Annotated in this window: 11 protein-coding genes and 1 tRNA gene; 4 read left to right on the plus strand and 8 right to left on the minus strand. The window is 71.7% G+C overall.

Annotation, left to right across the window (positions count from 1 at the left end; all coding sequences use genetic code 11):
- Positions 1-72: 72 nt before the first annotated feature.
- Positions 73-1,128 carry a LacI family DNA-binding transcriptional regulator gene (locus tag IE312_RS18270; RefSeq protein WP_189983061.1) on the plus strand — a complete coding sequence of 352 codons (1,056 nt, stop codon included), beginning with the start codon at positions 73-75 and terminating at the stop codon, positions 1,126-1,128.
- Positions 1,129-1,239: 111 nt separating this feature from the next.
- Here the strand turns inward: IE312_RS18270 and IE312_RS18275 are convergent.
- From IE312_RS18275 to IE312_RS18290, 4 genes are all read right to left on the minus strand, one after another.
- A tRNA-His gene (locus tag IE312_RS18275) sits at positions 1,240-1,312 on the minus strand.
- Between the two features lie 127 nt (positions 1,313-1,439).
- Positions 1,440-2,042 (minus strand): oligoribonuclease, encoded by a 603-nt coding sequence (gene orn, locus IE312_RS18280; RefSeq protein WP_189983063.1) that lies wholly within the window; start codon positions 2,040-2,042, stop codon positions 1,440-1,442.
- 144 nt (positions 2,043-2,186) lie between these two features.
- Positions 2,187-3,398 (minus strand): helix-turn-helix domain-containing protein, encoded by a 1,212-nt coding sequence (locus tag IE312_RS18285; protein WP_189983065.1) that lies wholly within the window; start codon positions 3,396-3,398, stop codon positions 2,187-2,189.
- Positions 3,399-3,777: 379 nt separating this feature from the next.
- Positions 3,778-4,047: a hypothetical protein gene (locus tag IE312_RS18290; protein ID WP_189983067.1), complete on the minus strand. Its 270-nt coding sequence runs from the start codon at positions 4,045-4,047 to the stop codon at positions 3,778-3,780.
- Between the two features lie 313 nt (positions 4,048-4,360).
- Between IE312_RS18290 and IE312_RS18295 the strand changes: the two genes are divergently transcribed.
- Positions 4,361-4,888, plus strand: coding sequence for a universal stress protein (locus tag IE312_RS18295; RefSeq protein ID WP_189983069.1), 528 nt, complete (start codon positions 4,361-4,363; stop codon positions 4,886-4,888).
- A gap of 81 nt (positions 4,889-4,969) precedes the next feature.
- On the opposite strand, the gene glmS is transcribed toward IE312_RS18295, so the two are convergent.
- Positions 4,970-6,787 carry a glutamine--fructose-6-phosphate transaminase (isomerizing) gene (gene glmS, locus IE312_RS18300; protein WP_189983071.1) on the minus strand — a complete coding sequence of 606 codons (1,818 nt, stop codon included), beginning with the start codon at positions 6,785-6,787 and terminating at the stop codon, positions 4,970-4,972.
- A 46-nt stretch (positions 6,788-6,833) separates the two neighbouring features.
- A complete protein-coding gene (locus IE312_RS18305) occupies positions 6,834-7,091 on the minus strand; it encodes a hypothetical protein (RefSeq protein ID WP_189983073.1) in 258 nt (85 codons plus the stop codon).
- 165 nt (positions 7,092-7,256) lie between these two features.
- On the opposite strand from IE312_RS18305, the gene IE312_RS18310 reads away from it, so the two are divergent.
- Positions 7,257-8,828 (plus strand): purple acid phosphatase family protein, encoded by a 1,572-nt coding sequence (locus IE312_RS18310; protein ID WP_189983074.1) that lies wholly within the window; start codon positions 7,257-7,259, stop codon positions 8,826-8,828.
- A gap of 22 nt (positions 8,829-8,850) precedes the next feature.
- Here IE312_RS18310 and IE312_RS18315 read toward each other — a convergent pair whose 3' ends face one another.
- Complete coding sequence (locus tag IE312_RS18315) at positions 8,851-9,723, minus strand: DUF4429 domain-containing protein (RefSeq protein ID WP_189983076.1); 873 nt, start codon at positions 9,721-9,723, stop codon at positions 8,851-8,853.
- A gap of 97 nt (positions 9,724-9,820) precedes the next feature.
- Between IE312_RS18315 and IE312_RS18320 the strand changes: the two genes are divergently transcribed.
- On the plus strand, positions 9,821-11,419 hold the full coding sequence (locus tag IE312_RS18320; protein ID WP_229900030.1) for a beta-N-acetylhexosaminidase: 1,599 nt from the start codon (positions 9,821-9,823) through the stop codon (positions 11,417-11,419).
- Between the two features lie 62 nt (positions 11,420-11,481).
- Here the strand turns inward: IE312_RS18320 and IE312_RS40705 are convergent.
- On the minus strand, positions 11,482-12,515 hold a 1,034-nt coding region (locus IE312_RS40705; RefSeq protein WP_306419771.1), incomplete at its 5' end, for an IucA/IucC family protein.

The raw sequence follows: 12,515 nt of genomic DNA on the forward strand, positions 1-12,515 counted from the left end.
GCACTGCTCACCACTCTGGCCAGGACTGTTAGATTCCAGCCAGAACAGGACACGGCGAGAAAGGCGGAGCCCATGGCAAGCCACGGAGGGCGGGGCCGGAGCGGAGGGCGGCCCACGCTCGAAGAGGTCGCCGCGCGGGCCGGGGTGGGGCGGGGCACGGTCTCCCGGGTCATCAACGGCTCCCCCCGGGTCAGCGACGCCACCCGCGCCGCGGTCGAGGCGGCCGTCGCCGAACTCGGCTACGTCCCCAACACCGCCGCCCGCGCCCTCGCGGCCAACCGCACCGACGCCATCGCCCTGGTCGTCCCCGAGCCGGAGACCCGGTTCTTCGCCGAGCCGTACTTCTCGGACATGCTGCGGGGGGTCGGCGCCGAGATCTCCGACACTGAGATGCAGCTGCTGCTGACCTTCGCGGGCAGCGACCGCGAGCGGCAGCGCCTGGCCCAGTACCTGGCGGCCCACCGCGTCGACGGCGTCCTGCTGGTCTCCGTCCACGCCGACGACCCCCTGCCCGACCTCCTGTCCCAGCTGGAGATCCCCGCCGTGATCAGCGGCCCGCGCTCGGCGGCCGAGTCGCTCACCTCGGTGGACTCGGACAACTACGGCGGGGCCCGCTCGGCCGTGGAGCACCTGCTCGGCCGGGGCCGCCGCCGGATCGCGCACATCACCGGCCGCCTGGACGTCTACGGCGCCCAGCGCCGCCTCGACGGCTACCGCGAGGCCCTGCGCGACGCCGGCCACCCGGCCGACGACCTGCTCGTCGAGCCGGGCGACTTCACCGAGGAGGGCGGCCGCCGGGCGATGACGGCCCTGCTCTCCCACCGCCCGGACCTCGACGCGGTCTTCGCCGGCTCGGACGTGATGGCGGCCGGCGCCCGGCAGGTGCTGCGCGAGGCGGGCCGCCGCATCCCCGACGACGTCGCCCTGGTCGGCTACGACGACTCCGCCATCGCCCGCCACATGGACCCGCCGCTCACCAGCGTCCGCCAGCCCATCGAGGAGATGGGCCGCGCGATGATCGACCTCCTCCTCACCGAGATCGCCGACCGCCGCCCGCCCGCGTCCCGCGGCCTGGACCGCCGCCGTGCGGTCCTCCCGACGGAACTGGTGGTGCGGGCGTCGTCGTAGCGCGGACGGGGGACCGGCTCCGCCGGGGCGCGGCGAAAACGCGCGGGCGGGGCCGGGAACGCAATCAGCCGGTGGCTCCGTCCGCGACGGAACCACCGGCTGATCGACCAGGGTGAGTGACGGGACTCGAACCCGCGGCATCCTGGACCACAACCAGGTGCTCTACCAGCTGAGCTACACCCACCATGACCGGCGGTGGAACTTGTCGTTTCCCCGACCGGCCGAGAAGAAGTCTACAGGGTCCGAAGGGGTGCTCGCGCACAGGTTTTCGCGCCGGCCGCCGAGCGAACCCGGGGGAGCCCGCGCGGGGGCTACTGCGCGGGCAGGACGTGCTTGGCGGCGATCGACCTGGCGGTGTCGGAGTCCGGGCCGGGCTGCGGCACGAAGATGGCCTCGCGGTAGTAGCGCAGCTCGGCGATCGACTCGCGGATGTCGGCGAGGGCCCGGGGGTTGCCGTTCTTCTCGGGGCTGTTGAAGTACGCCCGCGGGTACCAGCGGCGGGCCAGCTCCTTGACCGAGGAGACGTCGACGATCCGGTAGTGGAGGTATTCCTCCAGGGTCGGCATGTCCCGCAGCAGGAAACCGCGGTCGGTGCCGACCGAGTTGCCGCACAGCGGGGCCTTGCCGGGCTCCTTCACGTGCTCCCTCACGTACGCCAGCACCTGCTCCTCGGCGTCCTCCAGGGTCGTGCCGTTCTCCAGCTCGGCGAGCAGCCCGGACGCGGTGTGCATCCGACGCACCACCTCCGGCATCGTCTCCAGGGCCCGGTCCGGCGGCCGGATGACGATGTCCACCCCCTCGCCGAGTACGTTCAGCTCGGAGTCGGTGACGAGGGCGGCCACCTCGATGAGCGCGTCGTCGGACAGCGAGAGGCCGGTCATCTCGCAGTCGATCCACACCATGCGATCGTTCATGTGTCTCACCTTACGGCGCGCCGCGCCGCACCGGTCCCGTCCCTGCGCCGGTCCTGTCGGTACGCGGACATGCGCAAGGGGGGCGGAGTCGGACTCCGCCCCCCTTGCGCCGCCTTCTCGCGCGTCGTGCGTGCGCGGGGCCGCTCAGCTGCCGCTGCGCGGTCCCGGCAGCAGGCCCACCGCGCCGGCCGCGGCCCGGCGGCTCTGCAGCGGCACCCCGCCGTCCCGGTGCTCGTGCAGCAGTGCCGGTGGCGGACCCATCGGGCCGGACAGGCCCGCGGGCGCGCCCTGACCGGACGCCGACACGGCCGGCTCCGCCTCACCCGGCCTGTCGCCCTGCGGCCGGCGGGCCCGGTAGGCGGCCCGGTAGGCGGCGGGGGACGAGCCGAGCTGGCGGCGGAAGTGGCCGCGCAGCGCGACGGGTGAGCGGAAGCCGCACCGGCCCGCCACCTCGTCCACGGAGTAGTCCGACGTCTCCAGCAGGCGTTGGGCCTGCAGCACACGCTGCGTGATCAGCCATTGCAGCGGCGCGCTGCCCGTCAGCGAGCGGAAGCGGCGGTCGAAGGTGCGGCGGCTCATGTAGGCGCGTGCCGCCAGGGTCTCCACGTCGAACTGCTCGTGGAGGTGTTCCAGCGCCCAGGCGACGACCTCGGCGAGCGGGTCGGCGCCGATCTCCTCGGGTAAAGAGCGGTCGAGGTAGCGCTCCTGACCGCCCGAGCGGCGCGGGGGGACCACCAGGCGCCGGGCGAGCGCGCCGGCCGCCTCGTTGCCGTGGTCCGTCCGCACGATGTGGAGACAGAGATCGATTCCGGCCGCCGTACCCGCGCTGGTGAGCACGTCGCCGTCGTCGACGAACAGCTCCCGCGGATCGACGTGCACCGACGGGTAGCGCTTGGCCAGCGTCGGTGCGTACATCCAGTGGGTGGTCGCCGGGCGGCCGTCCAGCAGTCCGGCCGCGGCGAGCACGAACGCGCCCGTGCACAGCCCGACGATGCGGGCGCCCTCCTCGTGTGCCCGGCGCAGTGCGTCGAGCGCCTCCTCCGGTGGCGGTGAGGTGATCGAACGCCACGCCGGTACGACGACCGTCCCGGCGCGGGAGATCGCCTCCAGCCCATGCGGTGCGGTGAGTTCCAGGCCCCCTGTGGTCCGCAGCGGGCCTTCCTCGCCGGCACACACCAGGAGGCGGTAGCGCGGTACGCCGGCGTCCTGGCGGTCGATCCCGAACACCGACAGCGGAATGGAACTCTCGAAAATGGGGCCGCCGCTGAACAGCAGCACCGCGACGATCTCCTTGCGGCGTCGCCCGGACAGTTTCCGGGCTGCGGCGTCCGGCGAGGCAGTGGAGTCGTGGCTCATACTGCTAAGCCCCCCTCGGTGGTCGCGGCTCCTCGGTTGTGTCGCTCCTGCACGTTTCCCCTCGGTCCTGCACGAGTCCCCCGCCGTAAAGACAGTCAAGATCGAATTTACTGGCTCCCGCGATCGGGCGGTGGCCAGTTCCCCACGCGGCACATTGTCGACATGACAACATGGCGTGAAGCATTCGATCACGAAGCGTTGCACTCGGGAGGCGCGCAGGGAAGTGCGCCTTGTCGCGGTGGCCAAACCGCGTAGGGTGCGCAGCGGCTCCTGGACCCTTTCCGTGCAGGTGGAACGGGGGTTGGAGGGTGGTGGGGACCCCTCCTGGCCGATATCCAGAAGTTGGCTGAAAACTGGCGTTCAGAGGCGCGGAAACAGGTCAGTCGACCGGTGTCTGCTCCCGCGTGTGACGTCCGCCCCTTTGCGTGGCGCAACGCCGGGCGCACCGCTCGGAGCGGCGCAGCAGCAGCCGGCAGACGGCCGTGACGGCCGCGAGGCCCAGCGCGGCGCCGGCGGCACCGGCCAGCGAGGTGCCGTACCAGACGAGTACCACGGGCACGAGCACGCAGCTGAAGGCCGCCCAGCGGATCACATCGCTCGCGGTGTCGGGCGCGGGGCGCGGCTCGCTGCTGGGTCGGGGTCCGGGCATCTCGTACTCCCTGTGGCGGTGGCTCATCCCGATTCAACGCCCGTTCGACCCCTCGGTCACCGCAGGCGCAGCTGTGAACGCCGTGCAAACCGCCTGTACGGGGCAGCAACCATTGCGTTACGGGCGCGGCTCGTGCATGCTCCGGTGAACCCCTACGGACGTCGGGGGACCGCTCACGGAGCGTGCGCGGGATCTGGGCTCAGGAGGCGTGCCGCCGTACCCTTGGGGGTATGGGCTTGGGAAGGCCTTTCCCGGACACAGCTCCGTCGCACATGTCGTCCCTCCCATAAAGGATCACAACGCCGAGACAGCCATGGCCGGTCACGAATTCTTCGAACCAGCGGACCGCAAGCGGCCGGTCGCCGATCCCACGGCGGCCGATCCCCTGGCGGCGGAAGTGTCACGCCCGTCCTGCGACCCCGCCTTCCGGCACGGAGTCGTCGTCGGCTTCGACGGCTCCACCTCCAGCGAGCGCGCCCTCGCCTATGCGATCGGCATGGCCCACCGTTCCCACTCCGGTCTGATCATCGTGCACGTCGCGAACCGGCTGCCCACCACCGTGTGGGCCGGCTGCGAGCCGCCCGTCTTCGTGGACGTGCCGGACCACCGCACGGAGGTCCTGGGGCTGGAGCTGGCGTGCGCGGACTACCTGGCCGAGGTGCCGTGGATCCTGGTCGAGCGCGGCGGGGACATCTGCCACGAACTGGAAGAGGTCGGGCGGGAGTACGAGGCCGACGCGATCGTCGTCGGCTCCACGCACGGCCTCGTCGGCCGGATCTTCGGTTCCGTCGCGGGACGGCTCGCCAAGCGGGCGAAGCGGCCCGTGATCGTCATTCCCTGAAGCCCGCCGGCCGGTGAGCCGCAGCACGGGAAGACCCCCGCGTGAAGGTGGCCACGCGGGGGTCCGTTCCGTTCCCGGTCCCTACTCGACCGTCACCGACTTCGCCAGGTTCCGCGGCTTGTCGATGTCGCGGCCCAGGGCCTTCGCCGTGTGGTAGGCGAGGAGCTGGAGCGGGATGCCCATCAGGATCGGGTCCAGTTCGTCCTCGTTCTTCGGGACGAGGAGCGTCTGGTCGGCCTTCTCCTGGTGCTGGTGGGCCACCGCCAGGATCTTGCCCTCGCGGGCCTTGATCTCCTCCAGGGCCGCGCGGTTCTTCTCCAGCAGATCGTCGTCGGGGACGATCGCGACCGTGGGGAGCGCCGGCTCGATCAGGGCCAGCGGGCCGTGCTTGAGCTCGGAGGCCGGGTAGGCCTCGGCGTGGATGTAGGAGACCTCCTTGAGCTTCAGGGAGGCCTCACGGGCCACCGGGTAGCCCCGGACGCGGCCGATGAAGAGCATCGAGCGGGCGTCGGCGTAGCTCTCCGCCAGCTGCTTGATCTCCTCCTCCTGCTTGAGGATCTCGGTGATCTGCTCGGGCAGCTTGCGCAGGCCCTCGATGATCCGCTTGCCGTCGCGCACCGACAGGTCGCGGGTGCGGCCCAGGTGCAGCGCGAGCAGCGCGAAGGCGACCGTGGTGTTGGTGAAGCACTTGGTGGAGACGACGCAGACCTCGGGGCCGGCGTGCACGTAGATGCCGCCGTCGGCCTCGCGGGCGATCGCGGAGCCGACCACGTTGACCACGCCGAGGACCCGGGCGCCCTTGCGCTTGAGCTCCTGGACGGCGGCCAGCACGTCGTACGTCTCACCGGACTGGGAGACCGCGACGTACAGGGTGTCGGGGTCGACGACCGCGTTGCGGTAGCGGAACTCGGAGGCCGGCTCGGCGTCGGCGGGGATGCGGGCCAGCTCCTCGATCATCTGGGCGCCGATCATGCCCGCGTGGTACGAGGTGCCGCAGCCGAGGATCTTGACGCGGCGGATCTGCCGGGCCTCGCGGGCGTCCAGGTTGAGGCCGCCGAGGTGCACGGTGGAGAACCGGTCGTCGATCCGGCCGCGCAGCACGCGGTCGACGGCCTCGGCCTGCTCGTGGATCTCCTTGTGCATGTAGGTGTCGTGGCCGCCCATGTCGTAGGAGGCCGCCTCCCACTCCACGGTGGTCGGCTCGGCCGAGGTGCGGGTGCCCTCGGTGGTGTAGGTGCGGAAGTCGTCGGCCTTGAGGGTGGCCATCTCGCCGTCGTCCAGCGTCACTATCTGCCGGGTGTGGGCGACCAGGGCGGCGATGTCCGAGGCGACGAACATCTCCTTCTCGCCGATGCCGAGGACGACCGGGGAGCCGTTGCGGGCCGCCACGATGCGGTCGGAGAAGTCGGCGTGCATGACGGCGATGCCGTAGGTGCCCTCGACCAGCCGCAGGGTCTCGCGGACCTTGTCCTCCAGCTTCTCGGCCGAGGAGCGGGCGATCAGGTGGACGAGGACCTCGGTGTCGGTCTCGGAGAGGAACTCGACGCCGTCCGCCTCCAGCTTGCGGCGCAGGTCGGCGGCGTTGTCGATGATCCCGTTGTGGACGACGGCGACCTTCTGGTCGGCCGACATGTGCGGGTGGGCGTTCAGGTCGGAGGGGGCGCCGTGGGTGGCCCAGCGGGTGTGGGCGATGCCGGTGGTGCCCTTGAAGCGCGCCGGGACCTTGGCCTCCAGGTCGCGCACCCGGCCCTTGGCCTTGACCATCTTCAGGCCGGGCGTCTTCGGGGAGGTGACGACGATGCCCGCGGAGTCGTAGCCGCGGTACTCCAGGCGCTGGAGGCCCTCCAGCAGGAGGGGGGCGACGTCACGCTTCCCGATGTATCCGACAATTCCGCACATATATAGAGGTATCCCTTGGCTGTCGCTGGTCCGGCTCCGGCTGGTTTCAGCCGTAGACCATGCGGCGCAGCTGCCTGAGCGTCAGCTCCGGCGGCGCCACCGCCCGGTATTTCAGGTCCGCCTCGATCCGTTCGAAGATCTCCGTGTTCACCAGGCCCTGGGCCTGGAGTTCGCGGTGGCGGCGACGGACGTACTCCTGGGTCGTCTCGTCGAAGTAGGCGAGCACGTCCTGGACCACGCGCAGCGCCTCGCCCCGGCTGAGGGGCGTGGACCGCGTCAGATGATCAAGAAGTTCCTCGTGCACCCGGTAGATCCTGGAGTACCGGCGGCACTTTCGCAAGAATCGTGCCCGATTCCGGGCAGGGGACTGTTGGATGTCTTATGGGGCTCTGTTCGCAAGCTGTCCATCCTGCGTCTTGCGACGCGTTGCCCGAACGGACGAGTTTCAGACGCCATGGACATTCCTCGTATGGGAGTACCCGAGAAGCTGGCCGCGCGCATGAGCATGGCCGAGCAGCACGAGTACCTGCGCGCCAGGTTCTCGCGGCGCAGCATGATCAGGGGCGGCGCGGTCACGCTGGGCGCCGTCGCCGGCGGCGCGTTCGTGCCGGGCGTCACCGCCCGGGCCGCCGTGCCGGCCCAGCGGACCGCCGCCGTCCCCGCCGCCGCGACCGTCGACGGCTCCCTCGTCGCCCCCTTCGGCCGCCACCTGGCCTGGGGCAACGACCCCCGCACCGAGATCAGCGTCTCCTGGCAGGTGCCGGTCGCCGTCAAGAAGCCGTTCCTCCGCATCGGCGCCCACCCCTGGGACCTCTCGCACCGGATCGAGGCCGAGGTCCGCACCCTGTACACCCCGGCCGGTGTCGGCGCGAGCGGCGACCACACCCAGTACTACCTGCACGCCGAGCTGACCCACCTGCGCCCCGGCCGGACCTACTACTACGGCGTCGGCCACCAGGGCTTCGACCCGGCCGCCCCCCACCTGCTGGGCACCGTGGGCACCTTCACCACCGCCCCCGCCCACAAGGCGCCGTTCACCTTCACCGCCTTCGGCGACGAGGGCGTCGGCTACCACGGCCTGGCCAACAACAGCCTCCTCCTCGGCCAGAACCCCGCCTTCCACCTGCACGCCGGCGACATCGCCTACGCCGACCCGTCCGGCGCGGGCAAGACCGGCGACACCGGCTTCGACTCCCGGACCTGGGACTCCTTCCTCGCCCAGACCGAGTCGGTCGCCAAGCAGGTCCCGTGGATGCCCGCCTACGGCAACCACGACATGGAGGCCTGGTACTCGCCCAACGGCTACGGCGGCGAGGAGGCCCGCTGGAACCTCCCGGACAACGGCCCCGACAAGAAGAACCTGCCGGGCGTCTACTCCTTCGTCTACGGCAACACCGCGGTCATCTCGCTCGACGCCAACGACATCTCCTACGAGATACCGGCGAACCTGGGCATATCAGGCGGTACTCAGACCAAGTGGCTGGAAAGCCGGCTGAAGAAGTTCCGCGCGTCGAAGGACGTGGACTTCATCGTCGTCTTCTTCCACCACTGCGCCTACTGCACCTCCACCGCGCACGCCTCCGAGGGCGGAGTGCGCCAGGAGTGGGTGCCGCTGTTCGAGAAGTACACGGTGGACCTGGTCATCAACGGCCACAACCACCAGTACGAGCGCACCGACGTGATCAAGGCGGGCAAGGTCGCCAAGAAGCTGCCGATCGGCGGCACCGCCTACCCGGAGACCGACGGCGTGGTGTACGTCACCGCCGGTGCGGCCGGGCGCAGCCTGTACGCCTTCTCCGCCCCGGACTCCTACGAGGGCCACGAGCACGAGACCGACTCCGTGGCCTCCTTCGTCAACACCAAGGACGGCAAGGTGAACGAGACCGTCGCCTGGTCCCGGGTGCGGTACCTGGACTACTCCTTCCTGCGCGTGGACGTCTCGCCCGCGCCCACGGGCCGGCAGGCCACGCTGAAGGTGTCGGGCATCGCCGAGACCGGCGCCCGCATCGACCACTTCACGGTGTCCCGCAGGGCCAAGTAGGCACCCCGGGCGCAGGCGGTCCTCACAGGCGCTTGAGGACCGCCTGCTTGGCCAGGGTGAACTCCTCCTCCGTCAGCACCCCGTCCCGGTGCAGCTCGCCCAGCTCGCGCAGCCGGCGCAGCAGCGCGTCGTGGTCGTCGCCCTCCGGCTCCCCGGCCGGCTGCGCCGGGATCCCCAGCGGGCCGGGGCCGCCCTGCGAGGGGTGCGGCAGGCGCGCCTGCACGGCCGCGGCCACCAGAGCCATCAGCGGGTCCTTCTTGAAGCCCCACAACTCGACGGCGTTCGGGTCGTACTTGGGCGGCGCGGTGACCGGGGCGCCGCGCACCAGGAACCGCAGGTGCCCGTTCTCCAGGCCGGCCGCGGGCTGCCACTCCACGCCGGTGATGTCCGCGAGGGGGATCGAGCGGGGGCCCGCGGCGGCCTTGGCGTCCTCCGTCTTCCAGTTCCACTCCAGCCGCACCCGGTCCCCGTCGAAGCCCGCCGTGCCGTCCCCGGCCGAGACGGACACCGGCAGTGACGGGCCCGGCAGCAGGTAGGTGCCGACGGGCTCCGGGGAAACGCCCTCCAGCAGCAGGGCGTTGCGCACCTCGTCGGCGACGTACTCGGCGACGCCGTACCGGTCGGGCTCCACGGCCAGCTGGTACGGGTCGTGCGCCTCGGCGAGCCGGCCCCCGGTGGCCTGGAGCAGCGGATCGGCGCCGTCGCGCAGCCGCAGCCTGAGCCGTCCCGCCCTGCGGCCCTGTTCGAACGAGACACCGGCCAACGCCCCGAGCGGTACGACGAGTTCGCCCAGCTCGCGGCGGAGCAGGCCCACGTTCTTGTCCCGGCCGGGGGTGATGCGCAGGGTGTCGCCGTCGAAGACCCAGGTGCCGTCCTTCTGGATGATTTCCGCCATGCGGGGATTGTTTCACCCGATCTGCGGGAGAGTGGTCTCGACCACGTCGGGTGGTCGACGCCCGCCTGACGGCCGATCCCCTCCGAAGGGAGCGCATGTGAGACGGAACCACGGCACGACTCCCCGAACACCCCGCGTCCTCGGTGCCCTGCTGCTCGCGGCGGCCGGCGCCGTCACCCTGGGGGCGGCGCCCGCGGCGCAGGCCGCCGCCCCGGCCCCGCTGGACCGGGTGGTCCCGGCGCCGGCCTCCGTCACCCCGGGGGGGACGCCGTACCGCATCACCCGGGCGACCGGCGTGCGCGTCGACGGGCCGGCCGAGGTCCGCCGGATCGGCGGCTACCTGGCCGGCCTGCTGCGGCCCGCCACCGGCTACCCGCTGCCGGTCACCGACCGCGGTACCGGCGGCATCCGGCTGAGCCTGCGCCCGGGCGACTTCGGCGCCGAGGGGTACCGGCTGACGAGCGGCGCCGGCGGGGTCACGCTCACCGCGCGCACCCCCGCCGGGCTCTTCCACGGCGTCCAGACCCTGCGCCAGCTCCTCCCGGCCGCCGTCGAGAGGAAGACCGTGCAGCCCGGGCCCTGGCAAATCGCCGGCGGCACCGTCCAGGACCGGCCCCGCTACGCCTACCGGGGCGCCATGCTGGACGTCGCCCGGCACTTCTTCACGGTCGCCCAGGTCAAGCGCTACATCGACCAGTTGGCCCTGTACAAGATCAACGAACTGCACCTGCATCTGAGCGACGACCAGGGCTGGCGCATCGCCGTCGACTCCTGGCCGCGCCTGGCCTCCTACGGCGGTTCCACCCAGGTCGGCGGCGGCCGCGGCGGCTTTTACACCAAGGCCGACTACCGGGAGATCGTCCGGTACGCGGCCTCCCGCTACCTGGAGGTCGTGCCCGAGATCGACATGCCCGGCCACACCAACGCGGCCCTCGCCTCCTACGCGCGGCTCAACTGCGACGGCGTGGCACCCCCGCTGTACACCGGCACGAAGGTCGGCTTCAGCTCGCTGTGCGTGCCCCGGCAGGTCACCTACGACTTCGTGGACGACGTGATCCGGGAGCTGGCCGCCCTCACCCCGGGCCGCTACCTGCACATCGGCGGCGACGAGGCGCACTCCACGAGCCACGCCGACTACGTCGCCTTCATGGACCGCGTGCAGCCGGTCGTGGCCCGGTACGGCAAGACGGTCATCGGCTGGCACCAGCTCACCGGCGCGCACCCGGCCCGCGGCGCGCTCGCCCAGTACTGGGGCCTGGACGGCACGAACGCGGCGGAGAAGGAGCAGGTCGCGCGCGCCGCCCGGAACGGCACGGGCCTGATCCTGTCCCCGGCCGACCGGGTGTACCTCGACATGAAGTACACGAGCGCCACCCGGCTCGGCACCACGTGGGCGGGCCTGGTCGAGGTGCGGCGCTCCTACGACTGGGACCCCGGCGCCTACCTGCCGGGCGTCCCGGCCCCGGCGGTCCGGGGTGTCGAGGCGCCGCTGTGGTCCGAGACCCTCTCCACGGCCGCCGACATCGAGTACATGGCGTTCCCGCGCCTCGCCGGCGCGGCCGAGCTGGGCTGGTCACCGGCGGCCACGCACAGCTGGACCGCCTACCGGGTGCGGCTGGCCGCGCAGGGCCCGCGCTGGGACGCGCTCGGCATCCGCTACCACCGCTCACCGCAGGTGCCCTGGCCGGCCCGCTGACCACGGTGACGGGCACCCCGCGGGACCGTACCGCGGGGTGCCCGTCCGTCTCCGTGCCGCCGTCAGAAACCGGCGAGGGGATTGCGCAGGGTGCCGGCCAGCTGCAGCGCGCCGGACGGATCGGCGAGGTCCACCATCTGGCGGTTGTCCCGCAGCTGCAGGCGGTTGAGGCAGGACAGGGCGAACTCGGGGGCGAACATGTCGTACCGGCGGAACCTGTCGGCCAGCTGCGGGTTCGCCTCCTGGTAGGCACGGGTGACCTCGGCGACCGTGCGCCAGAAGCCGTCCTCCGCCAGGACGCCCTCCTCGGCGAGGTGGGCGGCGAGGAAGCGGAAGAAGCAGTCGAAGACGTCCGTGAAGATCGACAGCAGCTTCATGTCCTCGGGGACCTCGACACGGATCCGCCGCACCTGCGGCGGCAGGTCCGCGTCGGGGTCCATGACGGCGATCTCCTCGGCGATGTCCTTGAAGACCGCCCGCCGCACCGCGCCGTCCTCCAGCACCAGGACGACGTTCTCGCCGTGTGGCATGAACACCAGGTCGTAGGCGTAGAAGCTGTGCAGCAGCGGAACGTAGTAGGCCCGCAGGTACCGCCGCAGCCACGCGGTCGGGGTCAGGCCGGAGCGCTCGATCAGCGCGCCCGCGAGGGAGGCGCCCCGGTGGTCGACGTGCAGCAGGGAGGCCATGGTCGCGAGGGTCTCGCCGTCCCGCAGCGAGGGCACCGGGCTCTCCCGCCACAGCGCGGCCAGCATCTTGCGGTACGGCGAGTGGCGGTCGGTGGCCCGCTCGTACTCCAGGTGCCGGTAGCCCACGGCGGCCCGCTCCCGGATGACGGTCAGCCCCGTCGACCTCAGCACCGGGTCGCCGTCGATCAGCTGGGCCAGCCAGTCGTTGATCGCCGGCGTCGCCTCCATGTAGGCGGCGGACAGACCGCGCATGAAGCCCATGTTGAGTACCGACAGGGCCGTCTTCACGTAGTGCTTGTGCGGGGCGCTGGTGTTGAAGAAGGTGCGGATCGACTGCTGGGCCAGGTACTCGTCGTCGCCCTCGCCGAGGCAGACCAGCAGCTCACGGGCCACCTCGGCGGCGAACGTGA

Origin of the sequence: Streptomyces capoamus, assembly GCF_014654935.1 — a bacterium.
In the GTDB taxonomy this organism is placed as follows: Bacteria; Actinomycetota; Actinomycetes; order Streptomycetales; family Streptomycetaceae; genus Streptomyces; species Streptomyces capoamus.

Bases quoted from the DNA above. Each gene is read 5' to 3' on its own strand.
- IE312_RS18270 (WP_189983061.1), top strand. From the start codon at position 73: ATGGCAAGCCACGGAGGGCGGGGCCGGAGCGGAGGGCGGCCCACGCTC.
- IE312_RS18290 (WP_189983067.1), bottom strand. From the start codon at position 4,047: ATGCCCGGACCCCGACCCAGCAGCGAGCCGCGCCCCGCGCCCGACACC.
- orn (WP_189983063.1), bottom strand. From the start codon at position 2,042: ATGAACGATCGCATGGTGTGGATCGACTGCGAGATGACCGGCCTCTCG.
- IE312_RS18295 (WP_189983069.1), top strand. From the start codon at position 4,361: ATGGCCGGTCACGAATTCTTCGAACCAGCGGACCGCAAGCGGCCGGTC.
- IE312_RS18315 (WP_189983076.1), bottom strand. From the start codon at position 9,723: ATGGCGGAAATCATCCAGAAGGACGGCACCTGGGTCTTCGACGGCGAC.
- glmS (WP_189983071.1), bottom strand. From the start codon at position 6,787: ATGTGCGGAATTGTCGGATACATCGGGAAGCGTGACGTCGCCCCCCTC.
- IE312_RS18310 (WP_189983074.1), top strand. From the start codon at position 7,257: ATGGGAGTACCCGAGAAGCTGGCCGCGCGCATGAGCATGGCCGAGCAG.
- IE312_RS18285 (WP_189983065.1), bottom strand. From the start codon at position 3,398: ATGAGCCACGACTCCACTGCCTCGCCGGACGCCGCAGCCCGGAAACTG.